14 protein-coding genes are annotated in these 17,085 nt (G+C 68.0%); 6 read left to right on the top strand and 8 right to left on the bottom strand.

All coding sequences use genetic code 11. The annotated features are described in order from the left end of the window. Positions 1-25: 25 nt before the first annotated feature. Positions 26-403, bottom strand: coding sequence for a hypothetical protein (locus tag Apa02nite_RS10195; protein WP_067699586.1), 378 nt, complete (start codon positions 401-403; stop codon positions 26-28). 296 nt (positions 404-699) lie between these two features. Here Apa02nite_RS10195 and Apa02nite_RS10190 point away from each other — a divergent pair, with 296 nt between their 5' ends. The 3 genes from Apa02nite_RS10190 to Apa02nite_RS10180 are packed head-to-tail and all read left to right on the top strand — an operon-like array spanning position 700 to position 3,151. After that, positions 700-1,044: a hypothetical protein gene (locus Apa02nite_RS10190; RefSeq protein ID WP_203824817.1), complete on the top strand. Its 345-nt coding sequence runs from the start codon at positions 700-702 to the stop codon at positions 1,042-1,044. Continuing rightward, positions 1,041-2,681 carry an alpha/beta hydrolase gene (locus Apa02nite_RS10185; protein WP_239164227.1) on the top strand — a complete coding sequence of 547 codons (1,641 nt, stop codon included), beginning with the start codon at positions 1,041-1,043 and terminating at the stop codon, positions 2,679-2,681. The genes Apa02nite_RS10190 and Apa02nite_RS10185 overlap by 4 nt, the downstream gene beginning before the upstream one ends. Then, positions 2,678-3,151 carry a hypothetical protein gene (locus tag Apa02nite_RS10180; RefSeq protein ID WP_203824816.1) on the top strand — a complete coding sequence of 158 codons (474 nt, stop codon included), beginning with the start codon at positions 2,678-2,680 and terminating at the stop codon, positions 3,149-3,151. Before Apa02nite_RS10185 ends, Apa02nite_RS10180 begins: the two co-directional genes overlap by 4 nt. Positions 3,152-3,293: 142 nt before the next feature. Here the strand turns inward: Apa02nite_RS10180 and Apa02nite_RS10175 are convergent, their stop codons facing one another. The 3 genes from Apa02nite_RS10175 to Apa02nite_RS10165 all read right to left on the bottom strand — a co-directional run bounded on the left by Apa02nite_RS10175 (position 3,294) and on the right by Apa02nite_RS10165 (position 6,947). Beyond that, positions 3,294-4,580 carry an ABC transporter substrate-binding protein gene (locus tag Apa02nite_RS10175; protein WP_203824815.1) on the bottom strand — a complete coding sequence of 429 codons (1,287 nt, stop codon included), beginning with the start codon at positions 4,578-4,580 and terminating at the stop codon, positions 3,294-3,296. After that, complete coding sequence (fucP, locus tag Apa02nite_RS10170) at positions 4,577-5,836, bottom strand: L-fucose:H+ symporter permease (RefSeq protein ID WP_203824814.1); 1,260 nt, start codon at positions 5,834-5,836, stop codon at positions 4,577-4,579. Before fucP ends, Apa02nite_RS10175 begins: the two co-directional genes overlap by 4 nt. Positions 5,837-6,035: 199 nt before the next feature. Then, the gene (locus Apa02nite_RS10165; RefSeq protein WP_203824813.1) at positions 6,036-6,947 is read right to left on the bottom strand and encodes a helix-turn-helix transcriptional regulator; all 912 of its coding nucleotides are present in this window, start codon (positions 6,945-6,947) and stop codon (positions 6,036-6,038) included. A gap of 101 nt (positions 6,948-7,048) precedes the next feature. On the opposite strand from Apa02nite_RS10165, the gene Apa02nite_RS10160 reads away from it, so the two are divergent. Next, positions 7,049-7,810, top strand: coding sequence for an SDR family oxidoreductase (locus tag Apa02nite_RS10160; protein ID WP_203824812.1), 762 nt, complete (start codon positions 7,049-7,051; stop codon positions 7,808-7,810). 296 nt (positions 7,811-8,106) lie between these two features. Here Apa02nite_RS10160 and Apa02nite_RS10155 read toward each other — a convergent pair whose 3' ends face one another. The 3 genes from Apa02nite_RS10155 to Apa02nite_RS10145 all read right to left on the bottom strand — a co-directional run bounded on the left by Apa02nite_RS10155 (position 8,107) and on the right by Apa02nite_RS10145 (position 12,704). Continuing rightward, on the bottom strand, positions 8,107-9,483 hold the full coding sequence (locus Apa02nite_RS10155; protein ID WP_239164226.1) for a HAMP domain-containing sensor histidine kinase: 1,377 nt from the start codon (positions 9,481-9,483) through the stop codon (positions 8,107-8,109). Between the two features lie 68 nt (positions 9,484-9,551). Beyond that, positions 9,552-10,235, bottom strand: a complete 684-nt coding sequence (locus Apa02nite_RS10150) for a response regulator transcription factor (RefSeq protein ID WP_203824810.1) — start codon at positions 10,233-10,235, stop codon at positions 9,552-9,554. A gap of 315 nt (positions 10,236-10,550) precedes the next feature. Continuing rightward, the gene (locus Apa02nite_RS10145; protein WP_203824809.1) at positions 10,551-12,704 is read right to left on the bottom strand and encodes an MMPL family transporter; all 2,154 of its coding nucleotides are present in this window, start codon (positions 12,702-12,704) and stop codon (positions 10,551-10,553) included. A 923-nt stretch (positions 12,705-13,627) separates the two neighbouring features. On the opposite strand from Apa02nite_RS10145, the gene Apa02nite_RS10140 reads away from it, so the two are divergent. Further along, positions 13,628-14,788 (top strand): amidohydrolase family protein, encoded by a 1,161-nt coding sequence (locus Apa02nite_RS10140; protein WP_203824808.1) that lies wholly within the window; start codon positions 13,628-13,630, stop codon positions 14,786-14,788. Positions 14,789-15,676: 888 nt separating this feature from the next. On the opposite strand, the gene Apa02nite_RS10135 is transcribed toward Apa02nite_RS10140, so the two are convergent. After that, positions 15,677-15,979, bottom strand: coding sequence for a hypothetical protein (locus tag Apa02nite_RS10135; protein WP_203824807.1), 303 nt, complete (start codon positions 15,977-15,979; stop codon positions 15,677-15,679). 618 nt (positions 15,980-16,597) lie between these two features. Here Apa02nite_RS10135 and Apa02nite_RS10130 point away from each other — a divergent pair. Further along, the gene (locus Apa02nite_RS10130; RefSeq protein WP_203824806.1) at positions 16,598-16,912 is read left to right on the top strand and encodes a hypothetical protein; all 315 of its coding nucleotides are present in this window, start codon (positions 16,598-16,600) and stop codon (positions 16,910-16,912) included. The last annotated feature ends 173 nt before the right edge of the window (positions 16,913-17,085 follow it).

Below are 17,085 nucleotides of genomic sequence, written 5' to 3'. Positions count from 1 at the left end.
GGCCGGGCTCTTGTCGGCCGGATCTTTATCGGCCGGAGCGCCGGGAGTCGGAGCGGCGGGAGTCGGGGCGTCCGTTGTTGCGGGACGGGCCGGATTTGCGCGACGCCCGGGACGGCAGCTCGGCCGGTGCGTCCACGGCGCCCGGGCTGGAGAACAGCACCGGAGGCGCCACCGGGCGCGATGCGGTCGGCGGCGGCCAGGTCGACGCCACGATCTCGTTCCCGGTGACCGACACCGGCGGCGAGAGATGGTTCAGCATCTGCTGCGCCTGACCCGCGTCGATACCCCGCGCCGGGTCGACCCGGACACCCGCGGCATCCGCCAGGTCCTCGATGTCGTCGCTGGTCACTGTCGTGGATCCGAGAGTGCCGAGCCGGCGGGCGAACTCCTGCACATTGATCATCTGCAACTTCTTTTCCTCGATACGTCGGTGACACAGCGTAGCTGCCCCGGTGGTCACCCTGATCCGCGAGGCGGCCTTCTCCTGGTCGGGCCCTGGCGGGGGAGTCAGTGGCCGGTGTTGCCCCTCCAGAATGACGAGTCGGTGCCAGCGACCTGCTGGCAGGGTGCGATCCGCGCCGCCGTGACGCCACAGTCCGGACATCAGGTCCGCCTGCCGCCGGGCTCGAAGGCGGGCCACCGGGTAACGCCGATGGACCGTAGTCTGCTGTTCAGGCATCGACGACGGGGAGTTTCTGGATGCGGCCGAACCTGGAGATCGACGTTGAGGGCCTGATCCGGACAGGAACTCAGGTGCAGGATTCATCGGGGGCGGCTCGCGACGCCGTCACCAAGGAGAGTGCCCATCTCACGGTCTCCGGCGTCGCCGCGCAGTGGGCCGCGGCTGCGGTGATCGGGACGCGAGCCGACGGCTGGTCGGCCTACCTGCAGGACCTCGCCGAGCGGGTTCGGCTGTGCGGCGCCGGCATGATCGGTGCCGCGATCAACTATCAGCTCACCGATCAGGAATCCGCCGACTCGATCACCGCGGTCCTCCCTGCGCCGCGACCAGCTCATGGGCCGCATCAGGGTTACGCCGAATGAGCAGTAGCGGTATCACCCTGCGGTTGCTGGCTGACACGAACGCGAGCAGTTTCACGCAAGCCTCCGACGCCTGGGACCGGGTAGCCGCGGGCCTGGACTCGAGCCTGGACAATTTCATCGGCGCGTCCCACCCCCTGGCGGCGGTCTGGCCGACCGGCGACGCCGCTCAGGAGCGGGTCGCCGCGCTGCGGACGGAGCTGAGCAACACCTACCAGCCGTGCCAGAAGATCAGCCGGGCCCTGCGTACCCACGCCGACACGATCATCAGCTTGCAGTCCATGCTCGCCGACATCCTGCGAGAGTGCGCCGCCGAAGGACTCACCGTCGACCTGTCCACCGGCAGCGTCTCGTCGGCGAACCACCTGACGGACACGGCTCAGGCAGCCAGAGTGGCCGGCCTCGTCCAGAGCTATCGCAGCCAGTTGGGCGAGCTGCTCTCCCGGGCGAACGCACTGGATCAGGAGACCGTCACGGCCCTGTCGGGACTCCCGCCGACCGGAGCCACCAGCAGGCCCGCCGGCCCGCCCATCACCCGGACCGACGTGACCGGTCTCGGAGGCAGGACGCCGGCGCAGGTACACGACTGGTGGGAGAGTCTGACCCGCGACCAGCAGGACCAGGCGATCCGTGACTTCCCACGGGAGGTCGGCTGGCTTGACGGCGTGCCGGCTTCCGATCGGGACAAGGCCAACCGGATCGGGCTCGAGCAGGAGAAGCAGTATCTGCGAGATCGACTGGGTACCTCGCTGATGTGGACCGAACGACAGCAGCTCGAATCCGGACTCGAGCACATCGAGGGGATCGAGCAGGCTTTGGGCAAGCTGGGACCGCGAGGTCTCCTGCTCGGCTTCGACACGTCGGCGTACGTGGGCGACGGCAAGGTGGTCATCGCCATGGGCAACCCCGACACCGCGCGCAACACCGGCGTCTGGGTGCCGGGGCTCAGCACCACTCTGGGCAGTACCGAGGGCAACATTCAGCGGATCTTCGACGTGAACAAGGCGGCAGACGGTTTCACCCCGGGTCAGGTCGGCGACGTCTCGACCGTCTACTGGCTCGGCTACGACGCTCCCGACGTGGACAACCTGTCCGTGCTCGGCAACGATCGCGCCATGGACGGCCGGGACCCTTACCTGAACTTCATGCAAGGGCTGCGCGCCACCCATGACAGCGACGTCGGGCACCTGGTGGCGATGGGTCACTCGTACGGTTCGACCGTGGTCGGCGAGGCGGCGAAGACCGGCAACCTGCCCGTTGATGACATCGTCGTGGCCGGTAGTCCTGGCATGCACGTCGACACGGCAAGCCAACTCCTGAACGATCCGCGGCATGTCTGGGCCGGCGCGTCCGACAGCGACCCGGTCGCTTCTGCGGGTGCGTGGTTGGACTCCGGCAACGGCCTGCTGGACAGCTCACCGCTGGTCGAGATGGCGGAGACCAAGGCTGACGCCACACACGGCCTGGCCCCCAGCGACCCGGCCTTCGGCGGCAACGTATGGAATGCCGACACGTCCGGTCACACCCACTACTGGGAGAACGGCAGCGACAGCTTGAACAACCAGGCTCGTGTCCTCGCCGGCGCCTACAACAAAGTCACCCTCCTCGACAACGGTCAGGCTCCGGAGGACTGGCGATGACTGTTCACCGCACGAGCCGAGCGGCCGCCTTACTGCTGGCCGCCTCGGCGCTGATCCTTTCCGGCTGCTCAGGAGACGACGTGGAATCCAAGTCCGAGAACGACGTGAACGCCCAGATCCAGCAGCACGCCGAGACGATCGCGTCGCTCGTCGGTAATCCCTTGTTCAACCCGAGCCTGAGCGCCAGCGGATGCACCGGCCGCGGCGGCGAGACCAGCGACAAGATCTTCACCGTGCAGGGCGTCTACAACGTCAACCCGCCCCGGAAGGATCAACACCTGGCGTCGCTGGGCAAGGTCAAAGCCGAGTGGAAGGCGAAGGGCTACACCATCACCGACGACCGCACGGTCGGTCCGGACGACGGCGTTGTCGCCGCCAAAACCCCTGATGGGTACGACCTCGACATCGAGCGGGCCCTCCCGGACGGCTTCGTGATCCTCATCCATTCCCCCTGCTACGAGCGACCCTGACAACTGTTCACCGACCTGCCGTGACCTTGGCGGATGGCCGGCTTGCCGTGTTCCTCGATCAGCGCGACGTCGTGGTGCCGTTCGGCCCCGTCGATGCGTTCGTGCCATGCGATGGACGCCAATGATTTCTCGGAGAGTCGGATCAGCGGGGCAGCCTCCGGTCCCGGGACACGGCGTCCTCCAGGGTGTCGGCGAAGGCGTCGGGATCACGGGTGCGCACATACGTCGACACCGCGTCGTAGAACCCCTCCTGGAACTGCGGATTCATCGCCTCGCCGTGAGTGACGGACAGCAGCACCGGCGAGTTCCACAGGCTCCGCGACGCCTCCCGCTGGTACGGGGGAAGGGCCGCGACATCGACGTCGCGGACCACCGGCACGGATCCCTTGGCCCGGCTGAACGCCAGCTGGGTCGCCGGGTCGCTGATCCCGCCGAGGAACGCCAGGGCGTTCTTGGCGTTGTCCGCCTCGGTCGCCGCCACGAAGACGTCGACGACCGCGAGGTAGTTGTCGCCGGTGCCGGGGAACGGCACGGCCCCGAAGCCGGCGCCCTCCCGGGCCCCGTCCGCGAGCAGCTCGCCGTACGCCGAGTCGTTCATGGATTCGAACGCGCACCCGCCCCCGGCCAGCTTCTTCGTGGCCGCGTCCCAGGTCATGCCGTCGGCCTGGGGGTCGGCGTAGGCCAGCAGGTCGCCGAACGAGCGCAGCGCGGTGTGCACCGCATCGCCCCGCCAGTCGAGCCGGTCGTCGACCATGTCGTGCCAGCCGGCCGCACCGATCGTGCCCAGCAGCACGTTCTCGAAGAGCTCGACGGTGGTGAACGGATCCCCGGCGCCCAGGCAGAGCGGCGTGGCCCCGGACTCCTCGACCCTGCGCAGATCGGCCAGGAACTGGGCGGGCGAGTAGACCCCGGAGGGCGCCGTCACCCCGGCGCGGGCGAGCAGTGGAGCGTTGAACCACAAGACGTTGCCGCGATGCGATCCGGTCGGGACGCCGTACGGTTTGCCGTCGTGCATCAGCGACCGGAGGATCGTCGGATGCATCCGGGTGTCCAGGTCGCCGGTGCTGAACACGGACGAGACCTCGCGGACCACGCCACGCTCCGCGTATCCCTGCACCGACTCGCCGGCGAAGGTCTGCCACACGTCCGGCGGGTCGCGGCGCCGCAGCCGGTCCGCCAGCTCGACGATCGCCTCGGAGCCGGCCCCACCGGCGACCGCGGCGTTGACCGCCTCGACTCCCGGATGCGCCTGGCGGAGGCCGGCCAGGAGCGTGTCCAGGGCGGCCGCCTCCGAACCGGAGGTCCACCACGACACCACCTCGAGGTCACCGGTGTCCTTGGTGGCATCCGACGGGTCCGGCCCGCCGCAGGCGCTCACGGCCAGGGTCAGCACCACAACGGCCGCCACCGCCCGGCGCGCGGCTCTCATGTCAGGCTCCCGATGTGCTCGCTCGGCGCCGCCCGCAGGTCGTAGACGGCGTAGAGGCCGACCACCGCGAAGCAGGCGGCCGGGACGATGAACGACAAGGCAGCGCTGGTGCTGTCCACGAGACGGCCCTGCACGAGCGGCATGATCGCGCCACCGACGATGGCCATGACCAGGCCGGCGGCACCGAACTTGGTCGCCGGTCCCAGTCCTCTCAGGGCGACGCCGTAGATGGTCGGGAACATCAGCGACAGACAGAAGGAGAGGGAGACAACGGCGATGACGCCCGCCATGTTGGGACTGGCCATGGCGAAGAAACACAGCAGCACGGCCAGTGCGGCGAGTGCGGCCAGCACCTTGGTGGCCCGGACCCGGCCGATCACCCAGGTCATCAGGAAGCGCGAGCCGAGGAACACCAGGAGACTGATCAGCAGGTAGAACCCGCCCTTCTGCAAGCTCCCACCGAGGGCCTGCTGCGTGTACTGGATCAGATAGGTCCAGGTGCACACCTGTGCCGCGACGTTCGCGAACTGGGCGATCACCCCGAAGCGGTACCGCTTGGTGCGCCACAGGACGCGAAAGAGATGCCCGGTGCCGCCAGTGTGCGACCCGGCGTCGGGGAACTCCTCGATGATCGTCGGCGCCTTCTGGACGGCGATGGTGACGGCAATGATCAACAAAAGGAAAGCGAGACCGAGGTACGGCCCCATCACGGCGCCCAGCTCACCCGCGCGGATGGCGTGCACCTGTTCCGGTGTCAGCGTCGCAACGTCCACGGGGTCGACCAGCTTGGGCAGGATCAGCGTGGAGGCGAGCAGAACGCCGATGACCGTCCCCAGCGGGTTGAAGGCCTGTGCGAGGTTCAGCCGCCGGGTCGCGGTCCCCTCCGGTCCGAGCGACATCACATACGGATTGGCGGACGTCTCCAGGATCGAGCAGCCGGCGGCCATCGCGAACAACGCGACGAGGAAGGCCTCGTACGTCATGATCTTGCTGGCCGGGTAGAAGAGGAAGGCGCCGAGCGCCGCGAGTCCGAGGCCGGTAAGAATCCCGGTCTTGTAACCGAACCGCTGGTTGATCAGCGCAGCGGGCAACGCCAGCAGGAAGTACGCCCCGAAATAGGCGAGCTGGACGAGCGACGCCTGGAACGTGCTCATGTCGAAGATCCGCTGGAAGCCGGCCACCATCGGCGTGGTGAGGTCCTGCGCGATGCCCCAAGCCGTGAAACAGCCGATCAGGGCGATGAAGAGGGGGATCATCCCCCTGCCTACCAGGGGCTCGGCCCGCGGCCGCTCGACGTCGTCCCGCGGGGGCGCTGGTGTGATTCCGGCCATACCACCGACCGTAAGCCCGTCACGTCCTCCGGAAGTATGGAGCGGGCGCTTTCGCCCACAACGGCACGAAATACATTCAGGCCATCAACGACAAAAGCACCTCATTGCACACCTTCATCAATGTCTAGAGGCTCGCATCGGCGCCATCACCGGTGCTCGGCGCCGATGACTTCGCCACCAAGGTGCCCGGCACCGTCCAGTTCGCCAGAAGTTGCAGCCGCTCCCCGGCCGGGCTGCCGGGTGGCGCCGTGTAGGTGACGAGCATCTGGTCGGGCTCGCCCGGCAACGTGAGCGTCTCGAAGGCGAGGTCCAGATCACCGACGAGCGAGTGGTGCAGCAGCTTCGCGCCGGATGTCTTGTCCTTGACCTGCTGGGCCGCCCACAGCCGGGCGAACTCCGGGCTGGTGACGCAGAGTTCGCCGACCAGCGCGGTCAGCTGCGGGTCGCCGGGGTGGCGCCCGCTGTCGAGACGAAGGAAGGCGACCGTCTCGGCGGCGACGGTGTTCCACTGCCGATAGAACGTCCGGGCCCGCGGGTCCAGGAACGTACGCCAGACGACGTTGCGCTGCCCGGCCGGCCAGGTACTGAAGCCGTTGACCGCGTCGCCGAGCGGATTCCAGGCGAGCACGTCCAGGCGCCGGCCGAGAACGAAGGCCGGCACCGTCTGCATCATGTCGAGCAGCACCCGTACGCCGGGACGGATCCGCTGGCGAGGCGCCCCGGCCGGACGCGACCGGGCGCCGGCGGACCGGGCCAGGTTGATCAGGTGTTCGCGTTCAGTGCCGTCGAGGCGCAGCACCCGGGCCACGGCGTCCAGAACCGACTCCGACACGTGATGGCTACGACCCTGCTCCAGCCGGACGTAATAATCGGGGCTCACCCCGGCCAATTGAGCCAGTTCCTCACGGCGCAGGCCGGGCACCCGGCGGCGGCCCAGCACCGGCAGCCCGAACTCCTCCGGCCGGACGCCAGCGCGCCGCGCACGCAGGAACGCGCCGATGTCCGTCTCGCGGCCTGGTGCAGGGGACGCTGTCATGGCCACAGTCTGCCCTGTGCCCCGAACCGGATCCTGGTTCTGCCAGACCTAGGTAACGCGCAGCCCTGCCGCCGGATCCCGGACCGGCAGACGCTGTGGCCATGAACAACTACGAGCTGCACGACCGGACCGCCGTGATCACCGGAGCCGCCAGCGGCATGGGCGAGGCGACCGCACTCCTGCTCGCCGCCGGCGGAGCCCGGGTCGCCCTGCTCGCCCGTCGCCGGGACCGCCTGGACGAGGTGGCCGCCAAGATCACCGCTGGTGGCGGGAGTGCGCTGGCCGTACCCGTCGATGTCACCGACACGGTCTCGGTGGCGGCCGCGGCCGCCACCGTGGAGGCCGCCTACGGCCGGGCGGACCTGGTGGTCAACGCCGCCGGGGTGATGCTGCCGAACCCGATCGGCGACGGCCGCGAGGACGAGTGGAACCGCATGATCGACACCAACCTGACCGGCGCGCTGCGCGTCATCCGCGCCTTCCTGCCCGGGCTGCGCGCCGCCGCGGCCGCCGGCGGCACCGCCGACCTGGTCAACATTTCCTCCATCGGCGCGCACGCCCTCTTCCCGCAGTACGCCGTCTACTCCGCCACCAAAGCGGCGCTCACCCACCTCTCCGCCTCGCTGCGCACGGAGCTGGGCGCGGAGGCGGTCCGGGTCACCAACATCGAGCCCGGCCTGACCGACACCGAGCTGGGCGGACACGTCGACAACACCGAGCTCTCCGCCCAGCTGGGGGCGATGTTCCAGGCGATGCCCGCGCTGAGTGCGGGCGATATCGCCGACCTCATCGGGTACGTCGTCTCCCGGCCGCGCCACGTCAACCTGCGCCAGGTGATCGCTCTGCCGACACCGCAGGCCTGACCACACCGAGGCGGGCTTTGCCATCTCGAGACCGCGAGACCCGCGCGTCCGCTCCTGTCCTTGATCGACCGTCAAAGCGCGCGGCACCCCCGGCGACGCAGGCAAGGCGCCGCGTCGAAGCCGGCATCCTTGTCTCTTCCGGGGCCTGCCGCCAGCGCAGGTTCAAAGGCCGGGCAGCACCCGGCGGCACAGTCTCGTGCGGCGTCCCGGGCAGGCCGGCAGCGACCCGTAGGACACCGGCGCCGACGACCTCCGCGGCCGGTCGGCGGCCGCGCCCTCCGCACCCCGGAGGCGCATCAGCGCACCGCGGTGTCCTCCCCGGCGGTCAACCACTCGCTCGCGGTGGGCGGGGAGGCGGCCGGAAGGCCGACCTGAAGCAGCGCGCCACCGCGTGCGGAGCGGGCGGCGCCGGCCCGGCCGCCGTGGGCGTCGACGACCCGCTGCACGATCGACAGTCCGAGACCAGATCCCGGCAACGCCCGGGCGCTGTCGGCACGGTAGAACCGGTCGAAAACCCGCGGTACGTCGGCGGCGTCGATACCCGGGCCGCCGTCGTCGACCTCGAGCACCGCCCACGCGCCCTCGGCGAAGAGCCGGACCTGGACCGGCTGGTCCGCGGGGGACCACTTGCCGGCGTTGTCGATGAGGTTGAGCACAGCCCGCTGCAGCGCCGCGGGCCGCCCACTCACCCACACGGAGCTCACGTCGAGTGTGACCTCGATGTCGGGCATGCGCGAACGGGCCCGGGTCGCGGCGGCCACCACCACGTCGGCGAGGTCGATCAGCTCGGTGCTCTCGTCGCTGACATCGCCGCGGGCCACCTCGGTCAACTCGGCGGCGAGGGTGCTCAGCTCGGCCAGCTGGGCGCCGAGATCGTGGAGCAGCCGGGTCCGGCTCTCCGCCGGCAGCGCGCTGTCCAGGGTGCCGCGCCGATCGAGCCGGATCAGCAGCTCGACGTTGAGGCGCAGGCTGGTGAGCGGGGTCTTGAGCTCGTGCGCGGCGTCCTCGGCGAGCAGCCGCTGGGCCTGCCGGGAGTCCCGCAGCGCGGTGAGCATGTTGTTGATCGACTGGGTCAGCCGCCGGATCTCCCCGCCGCCCTCGTCCGGGATGTCGGCGTCGAGATCCCGGGTCTGCGCGACATGTACCGCGGCGGCGGTCAGCCGGTCGATCGGTGCCAGCCCGGTCCGGGCCACGGCCCGCCCGACCAGGGCGCCACCGGCCACGCAGAACAGCCCGATCAACAGCATGCCGAACCCGAACTCGTTTATCGGGCTGTCGTCGGCAAGGTCGGCCACCTGAACCGCGCCGTCGCCCGACCGCAGCGTGTAGACGCGGTAGCCGTCGTTCCAGTCGGTCGACTCCAGCAGGTCGGTAGCCGCGCCTTGCGCCACGCGCCGGGCGTCCTCGCTGACCGGGGGCAGCGCCGGCTGGCCGACCGGCGTCCGGGTCGAACCGTCGGGCAGGATGACCCGCACCAGCCTGCCGGATCCCGGGTACGGCGGCAGCGGGACCTGCGCCAGACCGGCGCGCTCCGCGTTGGCTGCCAGGACGCGGGAGTCGGCGTACAGCTGATCCGCGGCGGTGGCCCGTAGCTTGCGGTCCATCAGCTCGCTGGCCACCTGGAAGGACACGAACACACTGACCGCGATGGCGGTCGCCGCGATCACCGTCATCCTGGTCCGCAAGGACTGCCGGCGCCACCACCGGATCCACCGACGCGGCCCCCGGCCCCCGGACCTGGTCACGGAGGAGTCTCCCGCAACGTGTATCCCAGTCCGCGCAGCGTGTAGATCAACCGGGGCTCACCCTCGGCCTCCATCTTGCGGCGCAGATAGCTCACGTACACCTGGAGGTTGTTGGCGGTGGTGCTCATGTCGAAACCCCAGATCGCCTCGAACAGCGCGTCGCGGCTCAGCACCCGGGTCGCGTTGCGCACCAGGACCTCCAGGAGGGAGAACTCGGTCCGGGTCAGGCGCAGCGACCGCCCGCCACGCCACGCCTCGAACCGGTCGGGATCGAGCCGCACGTCGGCGAACGACAGGACCGGCGACTCCCCGCCGGCCGGCGCGCGCCGGCGCAGCAGGGCCCGCACCCGGGCCAGCAACTCCTCGGTGGCGAACGGCTTGGGCAGATAGTCGTCCGCGCCCGCGTCCAGGCCCGCGACCCGGTCGGAGACCTGATCCCGGGCGGTCAGCATCAACACCGGCAGATCCCGGCCCGCCGCCCGCAACCGCCGGCAGGTCTCCAACCCGCCGAGGCGGGGCATCATCACGTCCAGGATCAGCAGATCCAGCGTGTCACCGCCGGCCCCGGCGACCCCGTCGAGTACGGCGAGACCGTTGGCGACGGTGCTGGTGTCATACCCCTCGACCTGGAGCACCCGCTCCAGCGACTCACGGATGGCCGCCTCATCATCCGCGATCATGATCCGCACGCCCGCCCACCCCTCTGATCGATGCCTTCGACGCTCATCCTCCCCGATCAACCTGAGGTCAGTATTAAAGACGCTGCCGCTTTGCCGTGCTCACGGATGCACGACGGCTGGACCTTCACCGAGCAGGCCGGCGACCTGTCACCAGACGGGATGCACCCCGCCGGGGTGGCCCGGCAGTATTCCGGGGCCGCGAGGCGGATCGAGAACTGCCAGATCGGCGTCGTTCTGGGCAGACCCACGCCGGGGACGGGAGAAGACGCGGGACGGGCTGGCTACCCGTCCCGGATCTCGTCCGTGCCGGCGCGTTCACCGTTGCAGTACGGGCTCCTGGTCGTCGGCGAGCGAGTGCCGTGCTGTCGGCGGCGTCTCCGCCGCTGGCCGGGACAGCCGGCTGGGCCACCAGATCCGGCGGCCGATCAGCAGGGTGAGGGCGGGCACCAGGACCGACCGCACCAGCAGGGCGTCGAGCAGCACACCGAAGGCGACCAAGAATCCGAGCTCGACCAGCATCACCAGCGGAAGTGAGACGAGGACCGCGAACGTGGCCGCCAGGACCAGGCCGGCCGAGGTGATGACGCCGCCGGTGGCGGAGAGTGCCTTGAGGATGCCGTCTCTGGTGCCAAGGCGCACGGTCTCTTCCCGGGCCCGGTGGGTCAGGAAGATGTTGTAGTCGACGCCGAGCGCCACTAGGAACATGAAGGCCAGCAGAGGCACCGAGTAGTCGATGCCCTTGAACCCGAGGACCGTCTCGAAGATGAACACGCTGCCGCCGAAGGCTGCGGCGAAGGAGACGATCACGGTGGCCATCAGCATCAGCGGGGCCACGATTGCGCGCAGTAGTAGCCCGAGGATGATCAGGACGACGGCGAGTACCAGCGGGATCACCACCTTCTGATCGCGCCTGGTGGTCACGTCAGTGTCGAGGTGCTCTGCGCTCGGCCCGCCAACGAGCGCTTCCGCCCCGTTCACCGTGTGCACGGCGGTGCGTACCCGCCTGATCGTGTCGTACTCCGCAGTGGTGTCCGGCGCGTCCTTCGGGAACACGGAGATGTCGACCCAGCCCTCCTTGGTCTCACCCGTTTCGACCTGTGCCACGCCGGGGGTGTGCTTGACGACGTCGAGAACCTGCTCCTGGTATGCCGCCCGCGTGAAGACCGTCATCGGCTGGCCCCCGAGCTCCGGGAAGTGCTCGCGCAGAACGGTGAAGCCGGTGACCGATTCCGGCGTGGACAGGAACTGGTCCTGCTCCCGCAGGATGCTGGTGTTGCCCGTCAGCCCGACGGTGAGCACGCCGAGGACTCCCAGCGAAGCGAGCGTCGCCACCCAACGGCGGCGGCTGATGGCGGCGCCGAGGCGTCCCCACAGCCCGGGCTTCTGCTGCATGGCCGTGCCGAACCGGGGGATGGCCGGCCAGAAGATCCGCCGGCCGAGCACCACGAGCACCGCCGGGAACAGGGTCAGCATGGCCACCAGGGCGCACAGGACGCCGGCCGCACCGATCGGGCCCAGCCCGCGGGTTTCGTTCAGGTCCGCGGCGAGCAGGCAGAGCAGGCCGCCGATGACAGTGGCCGCAGATGCGACGATGGCCGGTGCCGCGCCGCGTAGTGCGTGGAGCATCGCGACTCGGACGTTTTCGTGTTGGTGCAGTGCCTCCCGATATCGGGCGATGAGCAACAGCGCGTAGTCCGTGCCGACGCCGAACACCAGAATCGTCAGCAGCGCCGAGTTCTGGCTGTTGATCACGAGGCCGAAGCCCTTGACGAGCAGGTAGACGGTCGCCATCGAGGTCAGCGCGGCCACACCCACCGCCACCAGCGGAATGAACCACAACACCGGGCTGCGGTAGGTGAGGATGAGCAGGATGGTGACGACGATGACGGTGGTGATGAAGACCTGCACGTCGATGCCGTCGAAGACAGCGTCCATATCGGCGTCGATCCCTGCCGGGCCGGTCACGTCGAGGTCCAGCCCGGCGGGGCGGTCCTTCGCGATGTCACGCATCGGGCCGGTGAGGACCGCCGGTTCGCCGTAGCTCGTGCTCACGTTGAGGGTGAACATCATGGCCTTGCCGTCGTTGGAGATTTGCGTCGGCGGGCCCTCGTCGTTCTCGCCAGCCGGCGGCGTCACCTTCGGCGGGTAGCGCGTGGCCATGGTGTTGTAATGACGCTCGACCGCCGTACGGTCGTCGGCGGTGACACCGCTGGCACGGTGGTACACGAAGACGAACGTGTTTTCCTCACCGCCGGGCAACTTGTCCTCCAGTGCCGCCACCTTGGTGGAGTCGGCACTGGCGGGCAGGGCGTCCACGGCCCTGTCTTTGGTCACCGAGCTCAGCTTCCCGCTCAGCGGCACCATGACCGCCGCCAGCGCCACCCACAAGCCGATCACCAGCCACGGTACCCACCGGCTCGGTACCCGGCCGGGCGGCGTTTCCTCGGGCGGAGCTACGTTGACTGCCATCTTTCCTCCTACGCCAGCGTTACCACGCTTGTCCGACGCCGACTTCGTACCGAGTGAATCTGAGACGATCATTAATGTGCTGCTCAGACCGGTTGACAGCCGCTGGGTCGGATGAGGACGACGTCGACGTCGACCGGTCCGTGCGGGCGGTGACGGTCTTGACCCGTGCGGTCGACGCGGCTGCAACCGCGTGGTCGACGAGGCCCGGCAGGAGTGCGCGCACCTTCCGCAGCAGGTCCGCCGACCGGGTGGCCGCGGTCACGACGTCCGGGTCGGACAGCATCAGGGCGATGTGGTCCCGAGTGGGCCGCAGCAGGCGCGCCGCGACTGTGTGTCGTAGGCGTCCAGGCGCAGCCGGGCACTGACGTCCACGGCCAGGACCAGCCGCCCGCGCGCCGCGGCAGCCGCCCGCATCGGTGAGCTCGAACAGCCATCTGGGCCGATCACCGCGCATCATCGCAACTCACCGGTTCGCAGAGCGAGAACGCAACGGCCCGTACTCGCGCGGTCGGGCAGGCGTAGAAGTCCAACACGCGGACGCATGCGCCGGGGCGCCCCGGCTGGCTCGGACGACCGACCTGAGCACTTCTAACGTTCGTCTCAGATTCACTAGGTACGAATTCGGCGTCAGACAGGCGAGGTGATCCGTCGACAAGAAGCTGGTGATGACAGTGGATGCGGCGGCGTCAGGGAAAGCGCGACCCGGTCTATCCGATTCGGAGCGTTCACCGTGACTCTGGCGACGGCGTACCCGGTCGCCGCCTGTGGGTCCCGGCCGGCACCGCTTCAGTGGGACCGGGCGCCGAGGTCGTCGGTGGGCACGGCTCGGGTGGAGACCTGGGCGACGAAGGCTCGATCTGACGCATCTTGCCGACGGATGCCGCACGGACACCGCACCACACAAAACCGGAAGAGAGACTGACATGAACTCCATGGGACGCCGTAGCTTCCTGGCCGCAGCCACAGCACTCGGTATCGGCGCCGGCGTGTCCACACATGCCATCACCTCGGCAGTGAGCGACGACAAGAATCCGAAAAAGGCTCCGGACCAGAACGCGGACAGTACCGCGGACATCTACCAGCGAGACCGGGACCTGCCCTTCATCGGCGCGGAGGAGACATTTTCAACTCCCGAGTTGTTGAAGCTGAACTCCATCAATGCGGATCATATCGCGTTCCTTGCGGAGATTGGTCTTGCGGATCTAGGGCAACGCCGCATCGACGACATGGACACGGGGGGACTCAACGTTCAAATCCTCTCTGCCCATACGCCGTCAGTACAAAATGTCCCTGGGAAGAAGGGCGTCGACTTTGCCTATCGTCTCAACCGGCTACTTGCAGAAGGGCCGATCGCCAAACATCCGGGCCGCTTCAAGGCTTTCGCCACCCTGCCCTTGCAGAGCCCGGAGGCGGCGGCGGACGAACTGGAACGCTCGGTTAAGGAAGATGGCTTCTTGGGCGCACTTACCAACGGACACATCACTAAGAAGTATCTCGATCATCCTGATTTCGAGCCGGTGTTGGCACGTGCCGTTGCTCTCGATGTGCCGATCTACCTGCACCCCGGCTATCCAGCTGACGAGATCTTCAAGATCCTTTACGACACCACGCGCTCTCAGTACACGAAAGAGTTCCAACCCTACATTTTCAGTGGATCCGGATATGGCTGGCACCAGGAGGTGCTGACCCAGTGCATTCGGATGATCACGTACGGGGTCTTCGACAGATTTCCCACACTGAAGATCATCATCGGCCACATGGGCGAAGGTCTTCCCTTCTACTACGAGCGGATCGTCAATGACATGGGCGAGCCGACCGAAAGCTCGCTCAAGAAGCCCTTCGCGCAATACTTCCAGGACAACTTCTGGATCACCACCAGCGCATTCCCCCAGACCCATCTGCTCACTCTCCTGCTGAAGCACATAAGCGTGGATCGAGTGATGTTCGCAACCGACTATCCGTTCGCGGACATAAAGGAGCAGACCGACTGGTTCCGCGGAGTCGATCTGCCACGCGAAGACAAGGAAAAGATTGCTTTCCGAAACGCGGAGAAACTGTTCAAAATGAAAGTACCCGTGAAGTGACGCGCCGGCATCGGCAGCAGTAGCGACTCTCCTGAGATCCCCAGGCGCCGACCCGCTCGGTCATCGACAGCGCGATTCACGAGGGCCTGCTGCGGATCCCTGGCAGACCCTCGCCCCGCCCACGTCTCCCCGACAACCACCACGCCATCACCCGGTCACGCCTGGACGCCGTCGGTGGCGAGCACGGCATTGCCACCGACGGCGAAAAGCGAACCCAGTGCTGCTGCGGTACCAAGCCTTCGCCGGTACGTGAGGGCTCGAGCCGGTGTTGCCGACGATGACCGGGGCAGGCCGGGATCTGGCCACAATGCACTCGGCGTGCCACCGATCGATGGCAGTTTTGCCCGTGTCGGTGCGATACCCCCGTGCGGGGCGACTCCGACAAGCACGAGTTCGCCGGCCCGGGTGTTCGACCCGGTCACGACAGCGCGACGCGACGTCGAACGGTGTCCGAAGCCATGGGCACAACCCCTCTGGAGGAATCGTGCCGATTTGCCGGTGGCGGAGCGGGTGACGACGATCGCGTCGTTCAGGCACGGAGTTGGCCCCGGCGGAAGTTTGTGCGGTCGTTCCCTGATGCCTTCGTCTCCGTCTTGGCGATGAGGGGGTAATAGGTCAGGTTCGCCAGGCGCCAACGACATCGTCGGGGCCCCAGATGACGTCAACTACATCGGTGGGTAACTCCGCCCCGGAGCGAGTGACAACGATCAGGCCGGTGTGCGACGCGTCGAAGCCGGGAATCTGGCGAGCGCCCTCCTGGAGGGTGTGCAGGTCGCGAGTGTCGAACGCTGTCCCCAGCCACTTCAGTGACCCGCAGAAGTAGATGTGTGCGGCGACGGGTGTCCGGTCGGCGCCGACCAGGTCGACCTCCGGGTTGAACTGCCGGTTCTACCAGCCGCCGACGGCGTGGGCATCGGGCCACGGCAGGGATCCGTTGATGGCGGCTTGTTCGAGCGAGGTGCGGATGAGCGGTTCCACGGCCCGGCCGCGCCAGCTGGTCCATCGGTTCTGGAACAGGGTGTAGCCGGCGTCGGGCCGGCCGCGCCGGGTCAGGTTGTGAACATCGCGGAGGATGGCGAGGTAGAGGCGCAGGTTGCTGTCGGCGACCCGGTAGAGGGCGGGTTTGCCGCTTCTGGTCGACAGTGGCTGGTCGGCGGTCAGGACCTGTTTGTCGTCGGTGAGTTGCCGCATCAGCGGGGACAGGGTGCCCGAGGGGATCGTTCCGTCGCGGCTGCCTGCGGCACTGGCGATGTTGGCGAACGTGCGGGCGTCTCGACCGCCGCCAACGCGACGAACAAGCTCTGCCGGTCACCATCGGTGACCGTGGTCGGGCGCGGCAGGTGCGGTGGTCGTTGCGGCAGCACGATCTCGGTCAGTACTGCTGACATCAGCGGGTGCGGTCCTGTTCTGGCTCATGGTCTTCGCAAACTCATGATCACCAGCAGGCGCCGCACCCGTCCTACATGGACCCCCGGCTGCCGCCAGCTCCCGCACAAAACACCAGCTCAAGCACTCCTCAACCGACTACGCAATCGCCCTGCCCGGGGGATTCTCGGCGGACTCGGATTCGCCATTCAGGTGGTCCTGAGCGGGCGCGGCTGTCTGGCACCCAAATGAAAGACCGAGGTGAATGGCTACCAGTCGGCAGGCACTGTGGATGATGGCACAGAAGCGGGATATCGCGGACTGCGCCGGCGGCCGAGGATTCATCTCGCCGCCGCGCGCCTGTCGCGATTCTGAGGAGCCTGAAATGTTTGTACGTCACCGTCAGGTGCTGCCCGCTGCCGTTGTTCTGTTCGCGCTTTCCGCTTGCGCCGCCCCGGTTTCGTCCGCCCCGGAGCGGCTGCTCCCGCGCCGTCGACTGACGTTGCCGGGATAGCCGCCTGCCCTGAGCGGAAGGACCTCGAAGGGCTGTTTGACCTGCTCAAGGGCTGGTCGCTCGGTTCGATGGAGTGCGCCGAGGGGTTGGCGGCGGCCTCCCGGGTGAGCACAGCCACCACCGTTGGTGACGGTTGGTACCTGCGTCAGTTCATTGGCAAGGGCTGGATGTATCACGGCGAAGGTAGCGGCTACGACTGCAAGGACCTCGGCATCGAAGGGTCCGCGCCGTTCGGTGTCTCCTGACCTTCGTTAGTCGAGACGGTATTACGCAATACCTATCGGTTTAATAGGCAAATGCCTGCTTGATGATGTGCGCCAGCGTCTGCCTCTCGAAGAGAGGCGACGCGGCTGAGGTCCATTTTGTGTACCGCGATCGTGATGATGTTAGTCATCTTGCTGCTTCTGTGGCTTTCCTC

Source organism: Actinoplanes palleronii (genome assembly GCF_016862315.1).
GTDB classification, from domain to species: domain Bacteria; phylum Actinomycetota; class Actinomycetes; order Mycobacteriales; family Micromonosporaceae; genus Actinoplanes; species Actinoplanes palleronii.
This window is presented reverse-complemented; position numbering and strand designations above follow the sequence as displayed.

Coding starts and splice junctions, on each gene's coding strand:
- Apa02nite_RS10195 (WP_067699586.1), bottom strand. CDS start 403: ATGATCAATGTGCAGGAGTTCGCCCGCCGGCTCGGCACTCTCGGATCC.
- Apa02nite_RS10190 (WP_203824817.1), top strand. CDS start 700: ATGCGGCCGAACCTGGAGATCGACGTTGAGGGCCTGATCCGGACAGGA.
- Apa02nite_RS10185 (WP_239164227.1), top strand. CDS start 1,041: ATGAGCAGTAGCGGTATCACCCTGCGGTTGCTGGCTGACACGAACGCG.
- Apa02nite_RS10180 (WP_203824816.1), top strand. CDS start 2,678: ATGACTGTTCACCGCACGAGCCGAGCGGCCGCCTTACTGCTGGCCGCC.
- Apa02nite_RS10175 (WP_203824815.1), bottom strand. CDS start 4,580: ATGAGAGCCGCGCGCCGGGCGGTGGCGGCCGTTGTGGTGCTGACCCTG.
- fucP (WP_203824814.1), bottom strand. CDS start 5,836: ATGATCCCCCTCTTCATCGCCCTGATCGGCTGTTTCACGGCTTGGGGC.
- Apa02nite_RS10165 (WP_203824813.1), bottom strand. CDS start 6,947: ATGACAGCGTCCCCTGCACCAGGCCGCGAGACGGACATCGGCGCGTTC.
- Apa02nite_RS10160 (WP_203824812.1), top strand. CDS start 7,049: ATGAACAACTACGAGCTGCACGACCGGACCGCCGTGATCACCGGAGCC.
- Apa02nite_RS10155 (WP_239164226.1), bottom strand. CDS start 9,483: ATGACGGTGATCGCGGCGACCGCCATCGCGGTCAGTGTGTTCGTGTCC.
- Apa02nite_RS10150 (WP_203824810.1), bottom strand. CDS start 10,235: ATGATCGCGGATGATGAGGCGGCCATCCGTGAGTCGCTGGAGCGGGTG.
- Apa02nite_RS10145 (WP_203824809.1), bottom strand. CDS start 12,704: ATGGCAGTCAACGTAGCTCCGCCCGAGGAAACGCCGCCCGGCCGGGTA.
- Apa02nite_RS10140 (WP_203824808.1), top strand. CDS start 13,628: ATGAACTCCATGGGACGCCGTAGCTTCCTGGCCGCAGCCACAGCACTC.
- Apa02nite_RS10135 (WP_203824807.1), bottom strand. CDS start 15,979: ATGCGGCAACTCACCGACGACAAACAGGTCCTGACCGCCGACCAGCCA.